At 70.0% G+C, this 20523-nt stretch carries 18 protein-coding genes; 3 read left to right on the top strand and 15 right to left on the bottom strand.

What is annotated here, in order from left to right:
* Positions 1 to 33 precede the first annotated feature (33 nt).
* The 8 genes from O5O54_RS12160 to uraH are packed head-to-tail and all read right to left on the bottom strand — an operon-like array spanning position 34 to position 9837.
* Positions 34 to 1119, bottom strand: coding sequence for a BMP family ABC transporter substrate-binding protein (locus O5O54_RS12160; RefSeq protein ID WP_279482045.1), 1086 nt, complete (start codon positions 1117 to 1119; stop codon positions 34 to 36).
* A gap of 29 nt (positions 1120 to 1148) precedes the next feature.
* Positions 1149 to 2072 carry an ABC transporter permease gene (locus tag O5O54_RS12155; protein ID WP_279482044.1) on the bottom strand — a complete coding sequence of 308 codons (924 nt, stop codon included), beginning with the start codon at positions 2070 to 2072 and terminating at the stop codon, positions 1149 to 1151.
* Positions 2069 to 3214 (bottom strand): ABC transporter permease, encoded by a 1146-nt coding sequence (locus O5O54_RS12150; protein ID WP_279482043.1) that lies wholly within the window; start codon positions 3212 to 3214, stop codon positions 2069 to 2071. Before O5O54_RS12150 ends, O5O54_RS12155 begins: the two co-directional genes overlap by 4 nt.
* Positions 3214 to 4743, bottom strand: a complete 1530-nt coding sequence (locus O5O54_RS12145) for an ABC transporter ATP-binding protein (protein WP_279482042.1) — start codon at positions 4741 to 4743, stop codon at positions 3214 to 3216. The genes O5O54_RS12150 and O5O54_RS12145 overlap by 1 nt, the downstream gene beginning before the upstream one ends.
* Before the next feature lie 45 nt (positions 4744 to 4788).
* On the bottom strand, positions 4789 to 5625 hold the full coding sequence (xdhC, locus tag O5O54_RS12140) for a xanthine dehydrogenase accessory protein XdhC (RefSeq protein ID WP_279482041.1): 837 nt from the start codon (positions 5623 to 5625) through the stop codon (positions 4789 to 4791).
* Positions 5622 to 8024 carry a xanthine dehydrogenase molybdopterin binding subunit gene (xdhB, locus tag O5O54_RS12135; RefSeq protein ID WP_279482040.1) on the bottom strand — a complete coding sequence of 801 codons (2403 nt, stop codon included), beginning with the start codon at positions 8022 to 8024 and terminating at the stop codon, positions 5622 to 5624. Before xdhB ends, xdhC begins: the two co-directional genes overlap by 4 nt.
* Positions 8024 to 9466, bottom strand: a complete 1443-nt coding sequence (gene xdhA / locus O5O54_RS12130; protein WP_279482039.1) for a xanthine dehydrogenase small subunit — start codon at positions 9464 to 9466, stop codon at positions 8024 to 8026. The genes xdhB and xdhA overlap by 1 nt, the downstream gene beginning before the upstream one ends.
* Positions 9466 to 9837, bottom strand: a complete 372-nt coding sequence (gene uraH, locus O5O54_RS12125) for a hydroxyisourate hydrolase (protein ID WP_279482038.1) — start codon at positions 9835 to 9837, stop codon at positions 9466 to 9468. The genes xdhA and uraH overlap by 1 nt, the downstream gene beginning before the upstream one ends.
* 169 nt (positions 9838 to 10006) lie before the next feature.
* Here uraH and puuE point away from each other — a divergent pair, with 169 nt between their 5' ends.
* The 3 genes from puuE to O5O54_RS12110 all read left to right on the top strand — a co-directional run bounded on the left by puuE (position 10007) and on the right by O5O54_RS12110 (position 14659).
* Complete coding sequence (gene puuE / locus O5O54_RS12120) at positions 10007 to 11449, top strand: allantoinase PuuE (RefSeq protein ID WP_279482037.1); 1443 nt, start codon at positions 10007 to 10009, stop codon at positions 11447 to 11449.
* Complete coding sequence (locus O5O54_RS12115; protein ID WP_279482036.1) at positions 11446 to 11943, top strand: ureidoglycolate lyase; 498 nt, start codon at positions 11446 to 11448, stop codon at positions 11941 to 11943. Before puuE ends, O5O54_RS12115 begins: the two co-directional genes overlap by 4 nt.
* Positions 11944 to 12046: 103 nt before the next feature.
* On the top strand, positions 12047 to 14659 hold the full coding sequence (locus O5O54_RS12110; RefSeq protein WP_279482035.1) for a membrane-bound PQQ-dependent dehydrogenase, glucose/quinate/shikimate family: 2613 nt from the start codon (positions 12047 to 12049) through the stop codon (positions 14657 to 14659).
* Between the two features lie 107 nt (positions 14660 to 14766).
* Here the strand turns inward: O5O54_RS12110 and O5O54_RS12105 are convergent, their stop codons facing one another.
* The 7 genes from O5O54_RS12105 to ureC are packed head-to-tail and all read right to left on the bottom strand — an operon-like array spanning position 14767 to position 20422.
* On the bottom strand, positions 14767 to 16104 hold the full coding sequence (locus O5O54_RS12105; RefSeq protein ID WP_279482034.1) for an 8-oxoguanine deaminase: 1338 nt from the start codon (positions 16102 to 16104) through the stop codon (positions 14767 to 14769).
* Positions 16104 to 16763, bottom strand: a complete 660-nt coding sequence (ureG, locus tag O5O54_RS12100) for an urease accessory protein UreG (protein ID WP_279482033.1) — start codon at positions 16761 to 16763, stop codon at positions 16104 to 16106. Before ureG ends, O5O54_RS12105 begins: the two co-directional genes overlap by 1 nt.
* Entirely contained in the window at positions 16760 to 17431 is a 672-nt protein-coding gene (locus O5O54_RS12095; protein ID WP_279482032.1) for an urease accessory protein UreF, read from the bottom strand. Before O5O54_RS12095 ends, ureG begins: the two co-directional genes overlap by 4 nt.
* Positions 17424 to 17888: an urease accessory protein UreE gene (locus tag O5O54_RS12090; protein WP_279482031.1), complete on the bottom strand. Its 465-nt coding sequence runs from the start codon at positions 17886 to 17888 to the stop codon at positions 17424 to 17426. Before O5O54_RS12090 ends, O5O54_RS12095 begins: the two co-directional genes overlap by 8 nt.
* Positions 17885 to 18244 carry an MliC family protein gene (locus tag O5O54_RS12085; protein WP_279482030.1) on the bottom strand — a complete coding sequence of 120 codons (360 nt, stop codon included), beginning with the start codon at positions 18242 to 18244 and terminating at the stop codon, positions 17885 to 17887. The genes O5O54_RS12090 and O5O54_RS12085 overlap by 4 nt, the downstream gene beginning before the upstream one ends.
* Entirely contained in the window at positions 18241 to 18699 is a 459-nt protein-coding gene (locus O5O54_RS12080; RefSeq protein ID WP_279482029.1) for a DUF29 domain-containing protein, read from the bottom strand. Before O5O54_RS12080 ends, O5O54_RS12085 begins: the two co-directional genes overlap by 4 nt.
* A 10-nt stretch (positions 18700 to 18709) precedes the next feature.
* Positions 18710 to 20422, bottom strand: coding sequence for an urease subunit alpha (gene ureC, locus O5O54_RS12075; RefSeq protein ID WP_279482028.1), 1713 nt, complete (start codon positions 20420 to 20422; stop codon positions 18710 to 18712).
* Positions 20423 to 20523: the final 101 nt, after the last annotated feature.

Genomic DNA, 20523 nt, shown 5'->3' with positions numbered 1-20523 from the left:
TCGGGCAAGGGGCCGCGGCGCGACAGGCCGCGCTTAGTTGCGCACGCCCTCGACGTACCAGTCCATCTTCAGGAGATCGGCGTCCGGAACCACCGCACCCGCCGCGACCTTCTCGGCGCCCGACTGGTCCTTGATCGGGCCGGTGAAGACCTCGTAGGTGCCGGCCTTGGTCTCGTCGATGACCTTCTGCGCGGCGGCCTTCACGTCGGCCGGCATCTTCTCGTTGAAGGGGGCCATCTCGACCTCGCCCTCCTTCATGCCGAGCCAGACGTTGTCGGCCTTCCAGGTGCCGTCGATCACCGCGTTGATGCGGTTGACGTAGTAGGGACCCCACTGGTCCACGATGGCGGTCATGTGGGCGTTGGGCGCGAAGCTCGTCATGTCCCAGGCCTGGCCGAAGGCGATGGCGCCGCGCTTCTCGGCCTCCTGAAGCGGGCCGGGGCTGTCGGTGTGCTGGGTGATGACGTCGGCGCCCTGGTCGAGCAGCGCGCCGGTCGCCTGCGCCTCCTTGGCCGGGTCGTACCAGGAGTTCACCCAGACGACCTGCGTCTCGAAGTTCGGGTTCACCTTGCGGGCGGCGATGGTGAAGGCGTTGATGCCCATCACCACTTCCGGGATCGGGAAGGAGGCGACGTAGCCGGCCTTGCCGGTCTTGGACATCATGCCCGCGATCGTGCCGAGCACGGCGCGGCCCTGATAGAAGCGCGAGTTGTAGAGCGCCATGTTGGGCGCCTGCTGGTAGCCCGTCGCGTGCTCGAACTTCACGTTCGGGAACTGCTTGGCGACCTTCAGCGTCGGGTTCATGAAGCCGAAGGAGGTCGCGAAGATGATGTCGTTGCCGTCCTGCGCGAGCTGGCGGATGACGCGCTCGGCGTCCGGCCCCTCGGCGACGTTCTCGACATAGCTCGTCTGGACCTTGTCCCCGAGCTTCTCCTCCAAGAACTTGCGGCCCTGGTCGTGGGCATAGGTCCAGCCGAAGTCGCCGACCGGGCCGACATAGACGAAGGCGGCCTTGACCGGGCGGTCGGAGACCTGCGCGAAGGCCGGCAGACCGAGCGCGGTGACGGCGGCGATCGCGGCACCCCCGAGGAGGACTTGGCGGCGGTTGAACAGGCTCATGAGGGCTCCTTGCAAGGGCATGGGTGTGGTCAGGCGGTTGCCCGGAACGGCTTGCCGAGGCAGGCCGGCGCGGCATTCCGCGTCCGCGCGCTGCCCGAGATCAGGGCCAGCACCAGTACGGTCGCGAGATAGGGAAGGCTCGTCAGGAACTCCGGCGCGACCAGCGACCAGCCGGCCGCCTTGGCCTGAAGTTCCAGCGTGATGACGGCGCCGAAGAGATAGGCGCCGAGAAGAAGGCGCCCCGGCCGCCAGGAGGCGAAGACGACGAGCGCGATGGCGATCCAGCCCCGCCCCGCCGTCAGCCGCTCGGCCCACATTGGGGTCAGCACCAGCGAGTAGTAGGCGCCGGCGAGCCCCGCCATCGCCCCGCCGAAGAGGACGGCGAGATAGCGCACCTTCAGGACGGGATAGCCGATCGAATGGGCCGAAGCGTCGCTCTCGCCGACCGCGCGCAGGATCAGCCCGGCCCTGGAATGCTTCAGGAACCACCAGACGCCGAAGGTGAGGAGGAGCGAGAGATAGACGACCGGCGAATAGCCGAATAGGACGCGCCAGATCGGGTCGCCCGACAGCGAGGCTGGAAAGACCGAGCCCAGGGTCGGCGTGGTGATGCCGACGAAGCCGGCGCCGGCCAGCGCCGAGACGCCCGTGCCGAAGATCGTGAGGGCCAGGCCCGTCGCCACCTGGTTGGCGGTGAGCGTCAGGGTCAGCCAGGCGAAAATCAGCGACGAGGCGGCGCCCGTCGCGATCGCCGCGAGCGCGCCCGCCCAGGGCGAGCCGACCGTGACGGACACGGCGAAGCCCGTGACCGCGCCGATCAGCATCATGCCCTCGACGCCGAGATTGAGGACGCCGGACTTCTCGACCACGAGCTCGCCCAGCGCCGCGATCAGGATGGGCGTCGCGGAGGCGACGACCGCGACGATGATGGCGACGAGGAGTTCGGGGGTCATGCGGCGGCTCCCCGGCCGGACGTGGGTTCGGGCGCGAGGCTGGGGGTCGACGCGGGCGGGATCGGCGCCGGCGCGGCGGCCGGGCCTGCGCCGCCCGTCAGTCGATAGCGGACGAGGATGTCGACCGCGAGCAGGAAGAACAGCATCATCGCCTGGAACACGCCGATGGCTGCGGCCGGCAGGCCGATCGTGGTCTGCGCGCTCTCGCCGCCCACATAAGTGAGCGCCAGGACCAGCGCGGCGAGCACGATGCCAACCGGATGGAGGCGCCCGAGAAAGGCGACGATGATGGCGGTGAAGCCGTAGCCGACGGGAAAGCTCGGGACCATCTGGCCGAACGGGCCGGAGGCCTCGAAGATGCCGGCGAGGCCCGCCATGGCGCCCCCCAGAGCCATGCACAGCCAGACGACACGCGCCTCCCGGAAGCCGCCGTAGCGCGCCGCCTGGGGGCTGAGGCCGACGACGCGCACCTGGAAGCCAGCCACCGTGCGCGCGATCAGGAACCAGACGGCCAGGGCGAGGGCCAGCGCGACGGGGATGCCGATATGGATCAGCGTTCCCGGCACCGCATAGGGCAGCGTCTGGGCGGACGAGAACATCGCCGTCTGCGGGAAGTTGAAGCCCATCGGGTCCTTCCAGGGCCCGCGCATCAGGTAATACAGGATCTGGATCGCGACGTAGTTCAGCATCAGCGACGACAGGATCTCCGAGACGCCGAGCCGGTTGCGCAGGAAGGCCGGGATCGCGGCCCAGGCCATGCCCCCGAGAACGCCCGCCGCCACCATCGCCGGCAGGATCCAGAACCCGTCCATGTCCAGGGTCAGGAGGGCGACGCCGGTGCCGGCGAGGCCTCCGATGACGTATTGCCCCTCGGCGCCGATATTCCAGACATTGGCGCGGAAGCCGACGGACAGGCCGATCGCGATGGTGGCGAGCGGCGCCGCCTTCACCAGAAGGTCCTGCCAGCGATAGGGGTTGAAGAGGGGCGTGACGAAGATCTCGCGCGCGGCGCCGAGCCCGTCGTAGCCGAGAAGCGTGAAGACCACCGTGCCGACGAGAAGCGTCAGTGCGACGGCGAGAACGGGCGTTGCGAAGAGCATCGCACGGCTCGGCTCGCGGCGGGGAACGAAGCGCAGCGCCATCAGGCGGCCTCGGCACCGGCTTGGGGCTCGCCGTGCAGCCCACCCATCAGGAGGCCGACCCGCTCGATCGAGATGCCCTTCACGCTCATGGATTCCGACAGGCGCCCCTCGTTGAGGACCGCAAGCCGGTCGCACAGTTCCAGCAGCTCGTCGAGGTCCTGGCTGACCACCACGATCGCGGCACCGCGCGCCGCGAGGTCGATCATCGCCTGGCGGATGAAGGAGGCGGCGCCGGCATCGACGCCCCAGGTCGGCTGCGAGACCACGAGAACTGCCGGTTCCTGGCCGATCTCGCGCCCCATGATGAACTTCTGCAAGTTGCCGCCCGACAGGCTGCCGGCGAGCGCCCCGTCGCCCGTCGCCTTGACGGAGAAGGCGGAGATGACGCCCCTGGCATAGTCGCGCGCGGCCGACAGGCGGATCAGCCCGCCCGAGGCCAGCCCCTTGCGGGTGCGTGCGGAGAGGATCGCGTTCTCGGCCAGCGACAGGGCGGGCACGGCGGCGTGGCCGTTGCGCTCTTCCGGCACCGTGGAAAGGCCGAGGCGGCGGCGGGCGGACACGCCCTCGCGCTCGACACGCCGGTCCCCGATCGTGATGGAGCCGGCGACGCCGGCGAGCTTCTCGCCGGACAAGACTTCCAGGAGTTCGTTCTGTCCGTTGCCCGCGACGCCCGCGATGCCGAGGATTTCGCCGGAGCGCACGGAAAAGGACACGTCCTTGAGGCTGGTGCCGAAGGGCGGGTCGCCGGGCGCGGACAAGGCCTCGACCTGCAGGCGGACCTCGGCGAGCCGACCCTCGGCCTTCGGCTTCAAGGCTTTCAGCGAGCCGCCGATCATCAGCTCGGCCATGGATCTGGCGGTCTCCTCGCGCGGGTCGCAGGAGGCGACCACCCGGCCGCCGCGCAGGATCGTGGCAGACGTGCAGAGCGCTTTGATCTCGCCGAGCTTGTGCGAGATGTAGAGGATCGAGCAACCCTCGGACGCCAGCTGGCGCAGCACGCCGAACAGGGCGTCCACCTCCTGCGGCGTCAGGACGGAGGTCGGCTCGTCCATGATCAGGAGCTTTGGCTTGCCCAGAAGCGCGCGCACGATCTCGATGCGCTGGCGCTCGCCGACGGAGAGCGTATGCACCTCGCGATGCGGGTCGAGGCCGAGGCCGTAGGCCGTCATCACCTCGCGCACGCGCGCCTCCAGCTCGCGCCGGGGCGGCGGATCGTCCATGCCGAGGGCGACGTTCTCCAGAACCGTCATCGCCTCGAACAGGCAGAAGTGCTGGAACACCATGCCGATGCCCAAGGCTCGCGCCTCGCGCGGCGAGCCGACGCGCACCGGCCGGCCGTCGAAGAGCATCACGCCCTCGTCGGCCTGCTGCACGCCGTAGATGATCTTGACGAGGGTGGACTTGCCGGCGCCGTTCTCGCCGAGCAGGGCATGGATGCGGCCGGGCTCGACGGAAAAGGAAATGTCGTCGTTGGCGACGACGCCGGGAAAGCGCTTCGAAATGCCCTTCAGTTCAAGACGATGCGCCATGGAACTCCGACCGGCGTCAAACCGGTATCCGTTATTGCACCATGTTTACGCAGGCGCAAAGCCTGCGCAATCCTGGCCCAGGTTTTGCCCAAGAAGTTGAACGACGAGCTCGGCCGCGACCATGGCCGCGATCACCGTCGGCCGCTTGTCGCGCACCGACGAGGCGCCGATCGGCAGGACGAGGCGGGCAATTCGCGCGCCCTCGCCGCGCTCCTCCAGAAAACGGCGGAACTTCTCGCGCTTGGTGGCCGAGCCGATCATGCCGACATAGGCGGCATCGTTCCGCGCGAGCGCCGCCGCGGCGATCAGGAAGTCGAGCCCGTGGTCGTGGGTCATCACGACGAAGGCCGATCCGACCGAAGCCCCGGCGATCTCCGCCTCGGGCATCGCGGGCCGCCGCCGCTCGACGCCCGGCGGCAGCTCGGCGAGCCGGTCGGCGCGGGTGTCGACGACGAGCGTGCGGAGCGGCAGCGGCTCCAGTGCGCGCGCGGTCGCCTGGCCGGTGTGGCCGGCGCCGAAGAGATAGACATGCGGCCAGGCGAGGCGCGCCGTCTCGTCCGCCCGTTCCAGCGTCTCCAGAAGCGCCGCCGTGCCGCGTTGGAGACCGAGCACCACGCGCCCGCCGCAGCACTGGCCGATGGCGGGGCCGAGCGGGATGTCGAGCCGCCCCTCGCGCTCGCCGGCCGCGAGCATGCGCCGCGCCTCGGCGATGCCCTCCATTTCCAGCGCTCCGCCCCCGACCGTGCCGAAGACGCCGGTCGCGGTGACCAGCATCGCCGCGCCCGCCTCGCGCGGGGTGGACCCTTCGGCGCGCTCGACCCGCACCACGAAGGCGGGATCGCGGGCGGCAAGCGCGACTTTCAGGTCGGCCAGCAAGGTCACGCTCCCCGCACCGCCTCGACGGCGGCGAGGATGCGCTCCGGGGTCGCCGGGGCGTCGAGGTCGGGGAAGCGACGGTGATCACCCGCCGCGCAGACGGCATCCCCCAGCGCGGAGAAGACCGAGAGCGCCAGCATGAAGGGCGGCTCGCCGACGGCCTTGGAGCGGAAGATCGTGTCGGCGGGATTGCGCCCCTTGTCCCAGAGCGCGACGCGCAGGTCGTCGGGCCGGTCATTGGCGGTGGGGATCTTGTAGGTGGAGGGTGCGTGGGTGCGCAGCCGCCCCGCCTTGTCCCACCAGAGCTCCTCCATGGTGAGCCAGCCCATCCCCTGGATGAAGCCGCCCTCGACCTGGCCGAGATCGAGCGCCGGGTTCAGGGAGCGGCCGACATCGTGCAGGATGTCGGCGCGCAGGAGGCGGTTCTCGCCAGTGAGCGTGTCGATCACGACCTCCGAGCAGGAAGCGCCGTAGGCGAAGTAGTAGAACGGCTTGCCGCTCGCCGTTTCGCGGTCGTAGGCGATGCCGGGCGTGGCGTAGAAGCCCGTGGAGGAGAGCGAGACGCGCGCGAGATAGGCCTCGCCGACGAGGTCGCGGAAGCGTATCTCCTTCTGGCCGATCCGCACGCGACCGGGCTCGAACTCCACCGCCTCGCGCGCCACCTTGTATCGCGAGACGGCATAGTCGATCAGCCGCTCCTTGATGGTGCGCGCGGCGGCCTGGGCTGCCATGCCGTTGAGGTCGGAGCCCGAGGAGGCGGCCGTCGCCGAGGTGTTGGGCACCTTGGCCGTGGTGGTGGCCGTGATCTTCACGTCCGCGACGTCGATCTGGAACTCCTCGGCCACAACTTGAGCGACCTTGGTGAAGAGGCCCTGCCCCATCTCCGTGCCGCCGTGGTTGAGATGGACCGAGCCGTCCTTGTAGACATGGACCAGCGCGCCGGCCTGGTTGAGATGGGTCGTGGTGAAGGAGATGCCGAACTTCACCGGCGTCAGCGCCAGGCCCTTCTTGAGAACGGGGCTCGACGCGTTGAAGGCGCGCACCGCCTCGCGCCGGGCGCGGTAGTCGCTGGAGGCTTCGAGTTCGGCGACGATCTCGCCGATCACGCAGTCCTCGACGGCCATGTGGTAGGGCGTGCGGCCCGACGCGCCCTCGCCCATCGCGGCGTAGAAGTTGCGCTTGCGCACATCCAGCGGATCGAGCTTCAGGTCGAAGGCGATGCGGTCGATCGCCCGCTCGATCGCGACCATGCCCTGCGGCCCGCCGAAGCCGCGAAAGGCCGTGTTGGAGACGGTGTTGGTCTTCAGGCGCCGCGAGTGGATGTGCGCGGCCTGGAGGTCGTAGGCGTTGTCGGCGTGGAACATCGCGCGGTCGGCGATCGCGCCCGACAGGTCCTTGGAATAGCCGCAGCGGACCGCGTGGCGGAAGGCGGCGCCGAGGATGCGGCCCTCGCCGTCATGGCCGACGCGGTAGTCGGCCCGCATCTCGTGGCGCTTGCCGGTCATCTCCATGTCGTCGTCGCGGTCGAGCCGGCACTTGGCGGGCCGCCCGGTCTTCACGGCCACCAGCGCGCAGACGGCGGCAAACAGCGCCGGCTGCGATTCCTTGCCGCCGAAGCCGCCGCCCATGCGGCGCACCTCGACCGTGACGGCGTTGTCCGGCCGCCCAAGGGCTTTCGCCACATTGTGCTGCACCTCGGACGGGTGCTGCGTCGAGGAGCGCACGAGGACGTCGCCGTCCTCCAGCGGGACGGCAGAGGCGATCTGGCCTTCGAGATAGAAATGGTCCTGCCCGCCGGTCTCGACCCGGCCGGAAACCACATGCGGCGCGGCGGCCAGGGCTGCCTCCGCGTCGCCGAGCCGCATCTCGTGCGGCGGCAGGAGGTCTTCGCCGGCCGCGTCGGCGGCGCCCAGCGCCTCGTCGATGGTGAGAGCGGGCGCGGCGTCCTCGTACGCGACCCTCGCGAGCTTGGCCGCCATCCGCGCGGTGCGCAGGTCCGCGGCGGCAACGGCGAAGAGCGGCTGGCCGACATAATGGACGTGTCCGTCGGCGAAGATCGGATCGTCGCCGAAGACGGGCGAATAGTCGTTGACCCCCGGCACGTCGGCCGCACCGAGGACGCAGACGACGCCGGGTGCCGCGCGCACGGGATCGAGGTCCATCGAGCGGATAGCCGCGTTGGCGCGCGGGCTCATGGCGATGAAGACCTGCAGCGTGCCGGGCAGCTCCGGCTCGTCGTCGGTGTAGCGCGCCTCGCCGGTGACGTGCTTCGTCCCGCTGTCATGGCGGATCGGCTGGCCGACGCCGCCCTTCAGCCGCATGCGGGGGGCCGGGGGCGCCTCGTCCAGCGCGGCCGGATCGACGGTGCCGGCTTCGCCCCGGTCCTGGATGCGGGTCTCGTCCATCACGCGACCTCCGAAATTCGCGTCGGCACGCCGGACAGCTGCAGCCGGAAACGCTCCAGGCAGGCGGCCGCCGCCTTCAGGCGGTAGTCCGCCGTCGCGCGCATGTCGCTGAGCGGCTGGAAGTCCTGCTGGAGCGCGGCCGCGGCGTCGCGCACCGCCGCCGCGTCGAAGGGCCGGCCGGTGAGCGCGGCCTCGGCCTGCGTCGCGCGCTTCGGCGTCCCCGCCATGCCGCCGAAGGCCAAGCGTGCGCTCGCCACACGCTCGCCCTCGAAACCGAGCCTGAAGGCCGCGAGCACGGCCGAAATGTCGGAATCCATCCGCTTGGAAATCTTGGAAGCCGAGAAGCGCTCGGTCTCCTTGAGGAGCGGCACCTCCACCGCGACGACGAACTCGCCCTCGTGCCGATCCTGCTTGCCGTATTCGAGGAAGAACTCCTCCAGCGGCAGCCGGCGCACCGCCTCGCCCTGGCGCAGATACAAGGTCGCGCCGAGCGCGATCAGGATGGGCGGCAGGTCGCCGATCGGCGAGCCGTTGGCGATGTTGCCGCCGACCGTGCCGGCGTTGCGCACCTGATAGCCCGCGAAGCGGCGCATGACCTCGCCGATGTCGGGATGGAGGCCCGCCAGACGCTCGCGGGCGTCGACATGGGTGACCGCCGCGCCGAAGAACAGGCTTTCCGGCCCCTCCTCCACATGGCGCAGGTCGTGGACGCGCGAGACGTCGATCAGCGTGTCGAAGGTCCGGTGCTGCTTGGTGACCCAGAGGCCCACGTCGGTCGCGCCCGCCACCAGCGTCGCTTGGGGATGGGCGGCATAGGTGTCGGCGAGTTCGTCGACATCGCCCGGCGAGAACCAGCGCGCGCCGCCCGCCTCGTACTGGAAAAGCCCCTCGCCCCGCAGCGCCGCCAGGGCCTGCGCCCGCGCCGCATCCGCCGCGCCCGTCTCGGGGATCGGCACCCCGGCGAGATCGAGCCCGGCCTCCACGATCGGCCCGTAGCCGGTGCAGCGGCAGAGATTGCCGGACACGACGTCCTTGACCGACTGCCGGTCGGTGAGGGCGCCCGTGCGCCAGCCGGCATAGAGCTGCATGACGAAGCCCGGCGTGCAGAAGCCGCACTGGCTGGCATGGCGCTCCACCATGGCCTCCTGGATCGGGTGGAGTCCGTCCTGCGACGCCAGATGCTCCACCGTCTCGACCGAGCGCCCGTGGAGCGCCGGCAGGAACAGGATGCAGGCGTTCATCGCGCGGCGCCTGAGGCCGCCGTGCCCGTCCGGCTCCTCGACCATGACGGTGCAGGCGCCGCAGTCGCCTTCGGCGCAGCCCTCCTTGGTGCCGGTCAGGCGCTCGGCGGGACCGCGCAGATACTGGAGCACCGTGGTCGTGGGCGGCAGGCCCTCCACGACGCGCTCTTCCCCGTTCAGGATGAAGCGGATCGGCGCCATCAGCTCCCCCGGTAGGTCGAGTAGCCGAAGGGCGAGAGGAGGAGCGGCACGTGGTAGTGCCGGTCCTCGGAGATGCCGAAGCGGATCACCACGTCGTCCAGAAACTTCGGCTGGGCGAGCTCCACCCCCTGCCCGTCGAAATAGGGGCCGCAGAAGAAGGTGATCTCGTAGGTGCCGTGGCGGAAGACATCGCCCTGCATCAGCGGCGCGTCGCAGCGACCGTCCTCGTTGGTACGCCCCTCGCCCACCAGCTCGCGGCGCTCGCCCTCCAGCCGGTGGAGGACGAGTTCCAGTCCGCGCGCCGGCACGCCGCGTGCGGTGTCCAGAACATGCGTCGTCAGCCGGCCGGAACCGGGTCGCGTGTCAGCCATGGAAAGAGGGTCCGTTCCGTTTTCGGGCATTCGGTTGGTCAGTCTGCACCTGTTGGCTCGGCCCCGTCCAGCGGAAAGGTTGGAAGCGTTCCAGCAGCCTCGCGCTTGGCAAGGGGTGGGCGAAGCGCGTATCGAAACGCAACAGACGCGACCAGCCGAGGCGAGCCCGATGACCACGCCCTATCCTCGCGACATGCACGGCTACGGCCGCCGCGCGCCCGACCCGCAATGGCCGAATCCGGGAGGCTCGGGGGCGGCCAAGATCTGCGTCCAGTTCGTCGTCAACTACGAGGAGGGCGGCGAGAACGCGATCCTCCACGGCGACAAGGCCTCCGAGGCCTTCCTGTCGGAGATCGTCGGCGCGGCGGCCTGGCCCGGCCAGCGCCACATGAACATGGAATCGATCTACGAATACGGCGCGCGCGCCGGCTTCTGGCGGCTCTGGCGCCTGTTCACCGAGCGTGAGATGCCCGTCACGGTCTACGGCGTCGCGACGGCGCTGGAGCGCAGCCCCGAGCAGGTGGCGGCCATGCGCGAAGCCGGCTGGGAGATCGCCTCCCACGGCCTGAAATGGATCGACTACCGTGACCACACCTGGGAGGCCGAGCGCGCCGACATGGACGAAGCGCTCCTCCTTCATGAAGCGGTGACGGGCGAGCCGCCGGAGGGTTGGTACACGGGCCGCTCCTCCGAGCACACGCTGGAACTCTGCGGCGAGCGCGACTTCCTCTACGTCTCCGACGCCTATGCCGACGACCTGCCCTACTGGCAGGAAACGCGCGGCAAGCCGATCCTGGTCCTGCCCTATACGCTGGACAGCAACGACATGCGCTTCGCCACGCCGCAAGGGTTCAACACGGGCGAGCAGTTCTACACCTATCTCAAGGACGCCTTCGACGCGCTCTATGCCGAAGGCGAGGCGGGCGCCGCCAAGATGCTGAACGTCGGGCTCCATTGCCGCCTTGTCGGCCGACCCGGCCGCTCGGCCGCACTCGCCCGCTTCCTCGACTACATACGGTCGAAGCCCGACGTCTGGGTCGCCACGCGCGCCGACATCGCCCGCCACTGGCGCGCCCGCTTCCCCTACCGCGAGACGATCAGCCCGCACCGCATGGAGCGGGCGGTGTTCCTGGAGATGTTCGGCGGGGTCTACGAGCACTCGCCCTTCATCGCGCAGCGCGCCTTCGAGCGTGGCCTGGGCAAGGCCAACGACACGGCCGGGGGGCTGGCGGCGGCGCTCCAGATCCAGTTCCGCCGCGCCTCCCGCGAGGAGCGGCTCGGCGTCCTTCGCGCCCATCCCGACCTTGCCGGGCGCCTCGCGCTCGCCGGCGGGCTGACGGCCGAATCCTCCGCCGAGCAGGCCTCCGCCGGGCTCGACCAGCTGACGCCGGACGAACTCGCCCGCTTCACCGACCTTAACACGCGCTACCTCGCGCGCTTCGGCTTCCCCTTCATCATCGCCGTGCGCGGCCTCACCAAGCACGACATCCTCGCGGCCTTCGAGACGCGGGTCTCGAACGACGAGGAGACCGAGTTCCGCACAGCCTGTGCCCAAGTTGAGCGGATCGCGCGGCTGCGCCTCGACGCGATCCTCGGGGCGCCCGGCGCATGAGCCTTCGCACCTTGCATGCCCGGCCGCTGACGGCGGAAGCCTTCCGTCCCTTCGGCGAGGTGATCGAGCCCGACAACTGCACCGAGATCCGCCTCATCAACAACGGCACCACGACGCGCTTCCACGACATCGCGCCGGTGGACGTCGCCTCGGGCGGCGGTCATGCGCTGATCTCGATCTTCCGGGGCAAGCCCTTCGCCCTGCCCTTCCGGGTGGAGATGCTGGAGCGCCATCCGCTCGGCAGCCAGGCCTTCATGCCGCTGGAAGGGCGGCCCTATCTCGTGGTGGTCGCGCCGGACGTCGGCGGTCGGCCGGGCGAGCCCGTCGCCTTCCTGGCGAGCGGCGCGCAAGGCGTCTCCTATGCGCGAGGCACCTGGCACCATCCGCTGATCGCGCTGGAGGAGCGGTCCGACTTCCTGGTGGTCGATCGCGGCGGACCCGGCGTCAACCTCGCCGAGTTCATGCTGGACGCGCCGGTTCTCGTGGACAGCTGACGCACGTCCTCGCTTGACGCGGCGCATCCCCGCGACATGTCCGCCGGGCTCAGGTGCAGTTCACGGCTTCGCGAGGAAGGCGTGCGTCCCCGGGCGAGGAAGGATGCCCATGCGAACCCGAGACCTGCCCGCCGCCCTACGCGTCATGAGCTGGGTCACCGGCCTCTGCGGCATCGCACTGTTGCTCGGCGGCGGCTGGCTCGCCGCGATCGGCGGCTCGCTCTACTACGTCGTCGCCGCGCTCCTCTTCCTCGCCACCGCCTGGCTCCTCCACCGCGCGCGGCCGGAGGCGCTCGGGGTGTTCGCGGCGCTGGTGATCGGCACCCTGATCTGGGCGCTCTACGAAGTCGGCTTCGACTGGTGGCCGCTCGCCGCGCGCGGCGACATCGTGTTCGTGATCGGCGCCCTGCTCCTCCTCCCCTGGGTCACGCGCCCCCTGTCGCGCCCGACGGTCGCGCAGACGCTGGAAGGGCGCGAGCGCCCGGTCTCCGTCCGCCAGGGCTACGGCGCCCTCCTGTCCGCTTCGCTGGTCGTCGCGGTCGCCGTCGCCGCAACGTCCTGGTTCACCGATCTCCATGCGAAGGAAGGCACCCTTCCCGGCACGCGTCTCGGGGCGGGCGACGGCGGCGTGCCCGAGGGCGAATGGCTCGCCTATGGCCGCAGCCAGATGGGCCAGCGCTATTCGCCGCTTGCCGACATCACACCCGCCAACGTCTCCTCGCTCAAGGAGGCCTGGTCCTTCCAGACCGGCGACCTGCCGCAGCCGGGTGATCCGGAGGAGACGACCTTCCAGGTGACGCCGCTGAAAATCGGCGAGCGCCTGTATCTTTGCACGCCGCACCAGAACGTCATCGCGCTGGACGCCACGACGGGGGCCGAGGTCTGGCGCTACGACCCGGTGATCCAGGGGGAACTGGCCCTCCAGCACCTCACCTGCCGCGGCTTGTCCTACCAGAGCGCCGAGGCGGCGCAGGCAGCCGGCCAGCAGGCCGGAGCGCCGCCTGCGCCGGCTGCGGCGGCGCAGCCCGCCGCGCCATCCGGGACGGCCAGCGAACTCGCTCAAGGCGGCAGTCTGACGGCGCCGCAGGAGGGCGGCGACACGCCGGCTCAGACCGGCGGCGCGCCGGTGGACCAGACGGGCGGCAACACGGACCCCGGCCTGCCGGTCGCCGTCGCCAACGCCCGGACCACGACCTGCGACGACAAGCTCTTCATGCCGACGGCGGACGGGCGCATCGTGATCCTCGACCCCGAGACCGGCGCCGTCTGCGCCAATGCCGGCGGCGGCGACGGGCAGATCGACCTCTGGGACCGGATGCCCAACGTCAATCCGGGCTCCTACTACTCGACCTCGCCGGTGATCGTCGCGGGCAACCGCGTCATCGTCGGCGGCACGGTGCTCGACAACGTCTCGACCGCCGAGGCGTCGGGCGTCATCCGCGCCTTCGACATCACCTCGGGCGACCTCCTCTGGAACTGGGACTCGGGGCGTCCGAACGAGACGCAGCCGATCGCCGAAGGGCAGACCTACACGCCCAACAGCCCGAATTCCTGGTCGATCATGAGCGCCGACGAGGGTCTCGGCCTCGTCTACGTGCCGCTCGGCAACCAGCCGCCGGACCAGTGGGGCGCCAACCGCTCGGCGGAGGTCGAGGAATATTCCTCCTCCATCGTCGCGCTCGACATGGCGACCGGCCAGCCACGCTGGCACTTCCAGACCGTGCACCACGATCTGTGGGACTACGACGTTCCCTCGCAGCCGAGCCTGATCGACCTGCCGGTCGGCGGCGAGATCGTGCCGGCGCTCGTCCAGCCGACCAAGCAGGGCGAGATCTTCGTGCTCGACCGGCGCAGCGGCGAGCCTGTGATGCCCGTGGTCGAGAAGCCGGCACCCGGCGGCGCCGTGCAGCCCGACCGGACCGCGCCGACCCAGCCGAAATCCGCCATCTCCTTCGATCCGCCCCCTCTGCGCGAACGCGACATGTGGGGCGCGACGATGTTCGATCAGCTCGCCTGCCGCATCGCCTTCCACGGCCTGAAATACGAGGGTCGTTTCACGCCGCCCTCGCTGGAAGGATCGCTGATCTATCCCGGCAATTTCGGCGTGTTCAACTGGGGCTCGGTGGCGGTGGACCCGGCGCGCGGCGTGATGTTCGCGACGCCCACCTATCTCGCCTTCACCTCGCGCCTCGTGCCCCGCCCGGACGACGAGACGCTGGTCGTCAACCGGAGCCAGCCGCAGGGCGCGCTGCCGGCGCTGAACGAGAATTTCGGCGCCCCTTACGCGATCGAGCTCGGCCCCTTCACCTCCGTCCTCGGCCTGCCCTGCCAGCAGCCGCCCTGGGGTTATGTCGCGGGCGTCGACCTCACCACCGGCGAGACGGCCTGGATGCACCGGAACGGCACGACGCGCGACGCCTCGCCGATCCCGCTGCCCTTCCGCATGGGCGTGCCCAATCTCGGCGGGCCGATGATGACGGCGGGCGGCGTCGCCTTTCTGTCGGGCACGATCGACTACTACGTGCGCGGCTACGACGTGACGACCGGCAAGGAGCTCTGGAAATCGCGCCTGCCGGCCGGCGGCCAAGCGACGCCGATGACCTATCGCGGCGCCGACGGGCGGCAGTACGTGCTCGTCGTTGCCGGCGGCCACGGCTCGCTCGGCACCAAGCGCGGCGATTCGGTCATCGCCTACGCCCTGCCGAACGGCAACTGACGCCGTCCAGATCGTTTCCGCCGAACGAGAGTTCGTCGGAAACGGTCTATGCCTTTGTTTGCCGCATTGTCCGACGCCGGAGCGATTCCGCTTCGGCTGGAAATGCTCTAGGCGAAGCGGCGCGCGGCCTCTCCGTGCTCGCGCCGCAGCCGGGCGAGGTCGACCCCGACGGGCTGGCCGTCCACCACGCGCCAGCGCCCTGCCACCATCACCCGGTCGGCGCGCGTCGCGCCGCACAGGACGAGCGCGGCGATCGGATCGTGCGCGCCGGAAAAGCGCAACTCGTCCAGCGTGAAGAGGGCGAGGTCCGCCTGGAGCCCGACCGCGATGCGGCCGATGTCGGTGCGCCCGAGGCAGGCGGCGGAGCCCTGCGTTCCCCAGCGGATGGCATCGCGCGCCGTGACCGCGGAGGCTGAGTTGCGCGACAGGCGGTTGACCATCAGCGCATGTCGCACCGCCTCCATCATGTTGGAGCTATCGTTGGAGGCCGAGCCGTCGACGCCGAGACCCACCGGGCTGCCGGCTGCCTCAAGCTCGGCGGTCGGACAGAAGCCGGAGGCCAGCACCGCGTTGGAGGTCGGGCAATGGCAGACCCCGACCTTGTGGGCACCGAGGCGCCGGCATTCCTCCGACGTGAAATGGATACCATGAGCGAGCCAGGTGCGGGGGCCGAGCCAGCCCACCTCTTCGAGATAGTCCACCGGCCGGCACCGGAAGCGCTCGACGCAGAAGCGGTTCTCGTCCTCGGTCTCGCCGAGATGGGTGTGGAGGCGGGCGTCGAAACGCTCGGCGAGCCCGGCGCTCTTCTCCATCAGGCTCTGGGTCACGGAGAAGGGCGAGCAGGGCGCGAGCGCCACCTGCACCATGGCCCCCTCGCCCGACTCGTGGAGCGTCGAGAGCAGGCGCTCGGAATCGGCGAGGATCTCGTCCTCGTCCTGCACCACCGAATCGGGCGGCAGGCCGCCGTCCTTCTCCGAGAGGTTCATGGAGCCGCGCGTCAGCGTCACGCGGATGCCAAGGGCGCGCGCCTCCTCAGCCTCGACGTCGATCGCGTTCCCGAGGCCGGCCGGGAAGAGGTAGTGGTGGTCGGCCGCGGTGGTGCAGCCCGAAAGCAGGAGTTCGGTCAGCGCGAGGCGGACCGAGAGGCGGAACGAATCCGGGTCGAGCCGCGCCCAGATCGGATAAAGCGCCTGGAGCCAGGGAAACAGCTCCTTGTCCACCGCCTGCGGATGGGCGCGCGTCAGCGTCTGGTAGAAATGATGATGCGTGTTGACGAGGCCGGGCAGCACGACATGGGCGGAGGCGTCGAACGTCTCGTCCACCGGCACCGACGGCCGGCCGCCGCTCGGCACGAGTTCGGCGATCCGGCCGTTCTCCACGACGACGCCGCCCTCGGCGCCTTCGGCTAGGACGGCAAGCGGCGTCTTCAGGAAGAGGCGCGCCATCAGGCGGCTCGCGCCCGCGCGGGAAGACCGCCGGTGGCCGCCAGGAAGTCGAGGATGTCCTCCAGCCCGACGCGCCGCGACAGATCGGCGAAGACCGTCGGCAGCCCTTTGCGGCCACGCTCGGCATCCGCCTCCATCCGCGCGAGATCGGCGCCGACATAAGGGGCAAGATCGGTCTTGTTGACGACGAGAAGGTCCGAGCGCGTGATCGCGGGTCCGCCCTTGCGGGGAATGTCGTCGCCCTGGCAGACGGAGATGACGTAGATCGACAGGTCGACGAGGTCGGGCGAGAAGGTGGCCGCGAGGTTGTCGCCGCCCGATTCCACCAGCACGAGATCGAGATCGGGATGGCGGGTCCGCAGGTCCGCGATGGCGCGCAGATTGAGCGAGGCATCCTCCCGGATCGCCGTGTGCGGGCAGCCGCCGGTCTCGACGCCGACGATCCGGTCGGCCGGCAGCGCCTGCCGGCGCACCAGGGCCTCGGCGTCCTCCACCGTGTAGATGTCGTTGGTGACGACGCCGATCGACCAATGGTCGCGCGCGGCGAGGCAGATCTTCTCGCAGAGCGTCGTCTTGCCGGAGCCCACCGGGCCGCCGATGCCGACCCGCAAGGGACCGTTGCGCCGGAGGCGGACGGTGGCGGTCTCGATCGTCGTCATGTGCGGAACAGCCTCGTTTCCAGGGTTTCGTGTCGCATGGCCTCTATCTCCGAGAGGATCGCAGCCGAGCCGAGATCGTCCAGCGTCGAGGCGCTCGCGTGGCGTGCCGCGGCCTCCAGCACCGGCTCGAGACGATGCAGGATCGCCACCGCCTCCCGCTGTCCGAGCGGCACGAGGCGCACGCAGACGCTGAGGAGATTGGCGGCGAAGGCATGGGCGAAGGCCGCGGCCGTGCTGCCGAGCGGCACGCCCTCGCGCGCGGCAAGCGCGCCGACCGCGACGGGATAGGGCATCGTCGCCGTCTCGCCCCAGGGCGCGGCGGCGGCGGCGAAGGCCTCGCCGAGATCGGACGTCTCGCGTCGCCGCTCGGCCGAGCCGGACAGGGCCGTGCCGAGCTCCGCGATCTCGGCAAGCCGGAGCGGATCATGGGCCGCCCGGTGCGCCGCCGCCAGGAGCACGAGGTCGTTCCAGCCGCTGCCGTGGCGAAGAAGGCTCTCGATCCAGTCGTGGCAGGCGGATGCCTCCCGCAGGAGGCCCGCCGCGATCGCGGCCTCCAACCCATGCGAATAGCCGAAGGCGCCGATGGGAAAGGCGGGTGACAGCCAGGTCTGGAGCTTCAGGAGCGACCCGAGGTCCAATGCGTCGGCCGGCACGGCGGGCTCAGTCATGGCCGTGGTGATGGCCTCCGTGAGGATTGCCGGCATAGGCGCCGCCGAGCGGATCGAAGGCGGCTTCCACGTCCCTCACCTCGGCGCCGAGGCCGCGCAGCATGTCGGCGATCACGTGGTCCCGGCGCAGAAGGATCCGCCCGTCCCGGATCTGGCACGGCAGGTGCCGGTTGCCGATCTGCCATGCGATCTGGAGAAGGTGGTCGGCGTCGCGCCCCGCGACGGAGAGGAGCGGCTCGGGCTTCGCCTTCACCTCCACCAGCCGCCCGTCGGACAGGACGATGGCGTCGCCCTCCCGAAGCAGGCGCGCCTCCGCCAGGTCGAGCAGGAAGGCGATGCCGCCGTCCGAGACCATGGCCATGCGCCGCCGGTGGCGCTGCGCCTCGTCCAGGGTGATCGTGTCGGCCGCCGGCTCCTGCCAGCGGCCCCGCTCCCGGATCTCTCCCGCTTCGATCAACCGCGTGATCCCTTCCTGATCTGTTGGCATTCGGCGATGGGCGCATCGCCCTTGGTCACGTCGAGCAGGCTCGCCTCGGCCCCCTTCGACCACCAGACCTGCGAGCCGGCCGCGTATTTCGCACCCGAGGCCGCGATCACGCCGACGAAGAGGCGCCGGCTCGGCCCGGCCTCCACGAGCGCCAGATCGTTGTCGGGCAGGTTCACGTAGTCCACCTCGCGCCGCACCCCGTCGGAACACTCGTAGGCGAAGCGCATGCGTTCGGGCGTGCCGGGCAGATCGAGCGTGAGCGGGTCGGCCAGGGCGCCGACGGTCGTCGGGAGAAGGACCGCGAGCGGGATCGGGGCATGCTTCATTCGCCGTCCGGGTAGAAGTCGGGATCGAGGATGTCGTCGATGGTGAAAGGGCAGGATGCGGGGAATGACGCCTCGGCCAGCCCCGTCTCCGAAGAAGCGAGGCGCCGAGCAGACTCGAACTCTTCCGCCAGGATTTCGCTCGGGAGTTTCCGAAGGCTGGGATTCTGTCTGAGGCAGCGCCCCAGCCTGTGACGCTGCTCGATGATCGTGCCCTTCCAGCCGGATGACCGATGGGAAGGCTGATACTTCCACTTCAACAAGTGGATCAGCAGGACATTGAGGCGGCTTTCGATCTCGCGCTGTTCACTGCGCCCCAAGCTCTCCAACTCCTCCGCGGCGTTGTCCCAGTCGATCGAATTGTGCGCCCGTGCGCGCAGCTTCGCCGCCTGGTCCTGCGTCCAGGCGTAGAAATCGCGTTCATAGAGCGGGGCGTCGGCGGGTTGCGGCTTGGCCATGCCAGCCAACCTAGAACAGGAAGTATCGCTGCGCCATCGGCAGCACCTTGGCGGGCTCGCAGGTGAGGAGTTCGCCGTCGGCGCGCACCTCGTAGGTCTCGGGATTCACCTCGATATGGGGCGTCGCGTCGTTGAGGATCATCGAGGCCTTGGAGATGCCGGAGCGCGTGTTCTCGACCGCCAGGAACGTCTTCTCGCAGCCGAGCTTCTCGCGAAGCCCGTCCGCCATCGCGGCGCCCGAGACGAAGGTGACGCCGCTCGCCCCGACGGCCTTGCCGAAGGCGCCGAACATCGGACGGTAGTGCATCGGCTGGGGCGTCGGGATGGAGGCGTTCGGGTCTCCCATCGGGGCGGCGGCGATCGTGCCGCCGAGGAGCACCATCATCGGCTTCACCCCGAAGAAGGCCGGGTCCCAGAGCACGAGGTCGGCGCGCTTGCCGACCTCCACCGAGCCGACCTCCCGCGAGAGCCCGTGCGCGATGGCCGGATTGATCGTGTACTTCGCGACATAGCGCCGGGCGCGCAGGTTGTCGTTGTCGCCCGTCTCGCCCTTCAGGGCGCCGCGCTGCTTCTTCATCTTGTCGGCGGTCTGCCAGGTGCGGATGACCACCTCGCCGACCCGGCCCATGGCCTGGCTGTCGGACGAGACGATCGAGAAGGCGCCGATGTCGTGGAGGATGTCCTCGGCCGCGATCGTCTCCTTGCGGATGCGTGATTCGGCAAACGCGATGTCCTCGGGAATCGAGGCGTCGAGGTGGTGACACACCATGAGCATGTCGAGATGCTCTTCCAGCGTGTTCACGGTGTAGGGCCGCGTCGGGTTGGTGGAACCCGGCAGGACGTTGGGCAGGCCGCAGACCTTGATGATGTCGGGCGCATGGCCGCCGCCCGCCCCTTCCGTGTGGAAGGCGTGGATCGTGCGGCCCCGGAAGGCGCCGACCGTGTCCTCGACGAAGCCCGATTCGTTGAGCGTGTCGGTGTGGATCATCACCTGCACGTCGTGTTCGTCGGCGACCGAAAGGCAGCAGTCGATCGCGGCCGGCGTCGTGCCCCAGTCCTCGTGCAGCTTGAGCGCCGCGGCGCCCGCCTTCACCATCTCGACCAGCGCCTGCGGCTGCGAGGCGTTGCCCTTGCCGGACAGCGCGAAGTTCATCGGAAAGGCGTCGAGCGACTGGATCATGCGCGCCATATGCCAGGGACCGGGCGTGCAGGTCGTCGCCAGCGTGCCGTGGGCCGGCCCGGTGCCGCCGCCGATCATGGTGGTGACGCCGGAATACAGCGCCTCGTCGATCTGCTGCGGGCAGATGAAGTGGATGTGGCTGTCGATGCCGCCGGCGGTCAGGATCTTGCCCTCGCCGGCAATACACTCCGTGCCGGGGCCGACCACGATGGTAACTCCCGGCTGCGTGTCCGGGTTGCCCGCCTTGCCGATGGACGCGATCCGCCCGCCGCGCAGGCCGACATCCGCCTTGTAGATGCCGGAATGGTCGAGGATCAGGGCGTTGGTGATGACGGTGTCGACCGCCCCCTCGGCTCGGCTCCGCTGCGACTGGCCCATGCCGTCGCGGATCACCTTGCCGCCGCCGAACTTGACCTCCTCGCCATAGGTGGTCAGATCCCGCTCCACCTCGATCAGGAGATCGGTGTCCGCCAGCCTCACGCGGTCCCCGGTGGTCGGCCCATACATGGCGGCGTAGGCGGGACGAGAGATCGAAGTGGACACGGCTCCTCCGGCAGGCAGTCGTTTGCGCTGCACAAGACTTAAGCCGCTCCGCTGGGCTTGTCTGCCTCCGACGCAGGCGAAGGCGAGCTTTTTTGCGCGCC

Source organism: Aureimonas sp. SK2 (assembly GCF_029813115.1).
GTDB lineage: Bacteria > Pseudomonadota > Alphaproteobacteria > Rhizobiales > Rhizobiaceae > Aureimonas.
This window is presented reverse-complemented; position numbering and strand designations above follow the sequence as displayed.

Excerpts from the sequence above, each read along its gene's own strand:
- O5O54_RS12160 (WP_279482045.1), bottom strand. The coding sequence starts at position 1,119 with ATGAGCCTGTTCAACCGCCGCCAAGTCCTCCTCGGGGGTGCCGCGATC.
- O5O54_RS12155 (WP_279482044.1), bottom strand. The coding sequence starts at position 2,072 with ATGACCCCCGAACTCCTCGTCGCCATCATCGTCGCGGTCGTCGCCTCC.
- O5O54_RS12150 (WP_279482043.1), bottom strand. The coding sequence starts at position 3,214 with ATGGCGCTGCGCTTCGTTCCCCGCCGCGAGCCGAGCCGTGCGATGCTC.
- O5O54_RS12145 (WP_279482042.1), bottom strand. The coding sequence starts at position 4,743 with ATGGCGCATCGTCTTGAACTGAAGGGCATTTCGAAGCGCTTTCCCGGC.
- xdhB (WP_279482040.1), bottom strand. The coding sequence starts at position 8,024 with ATGGACGAGACCCGCATCCAGGACCGGGGCGAAGCCGGCACCGTCGAT.
- xdhA (WP_279482039.1), bottom strand. The coding sequence starts at position 9,466 with ATGGCGCCGATCCGCTTCATCCTGAACGGGGAAGAGCGCGTCGTGGAG.
- uraH (WP_279482038.1), bottom strand. The coding sequence starts at position 9,837 with ATGGCTGACACGCGACCCGGTTCCGGCCGGCTGACGACGCATGTTCTG.
- puuE (WP_279482037.1), top strand. The coding sequence starts at position 10,007 with ATGACCACGCCCTATCCTCGCGACATGCACGGCTACGGCCGCCGCGCG.
- O5O54_RS12115 (WP_279482036.1), top strand. The coding sequence starts at position 11,446 with ATGAGCCTTCGCACCTTGCATGCCCGGCCGCTGACGGCGGAAGCCTTC.
- O5O54_RS12110 (WP_279482035.1), top strand. The coding sequence starts at position 12,047 with ATGCCCATGCGAACCCGAGACCTGCCCGCCGCCCTACGCGTCATGAGC.
- O5O54_RS12105 (WP_279482034.1), bottom strand. The coding sequence starts at position 16,104 with ATGGCGCGCCTCTTCCTGAAGACGCCGCTTGCCGTCCTAGCCGAAGGC.
- ureG (WP_279482033.1), bottom strand. The coding sequence starts at position 16,763 with ATGACGACGATCGAGACCGCCACCGTCCGCCTCCGGCGCAACGGTCCC.
- O5O54_RS12095 (WP_279482032.1), bottom strand. The coding sequence starts at position 17,431 with ATGACTGAGCCCGCCGTGCCGGCCGACGCATTGGACCTCGGGTCGCTC.
- O5O54_RS12085 (WP_279482030.1), bottom strand. The coding sequence starts at position 18,244 with ATGAAGCATGCCCCGATCCCGCTCGCGGTCCTTCTCCCGACGACCGTC.
- O5O54_RS12080 (WP_279482029.1), bottom strand. The coding sequence starts at position 18,699 with ATGGCCAAGCCGCAACCCGCCGACGCCCCGCTCTATGAACGCGATTTC.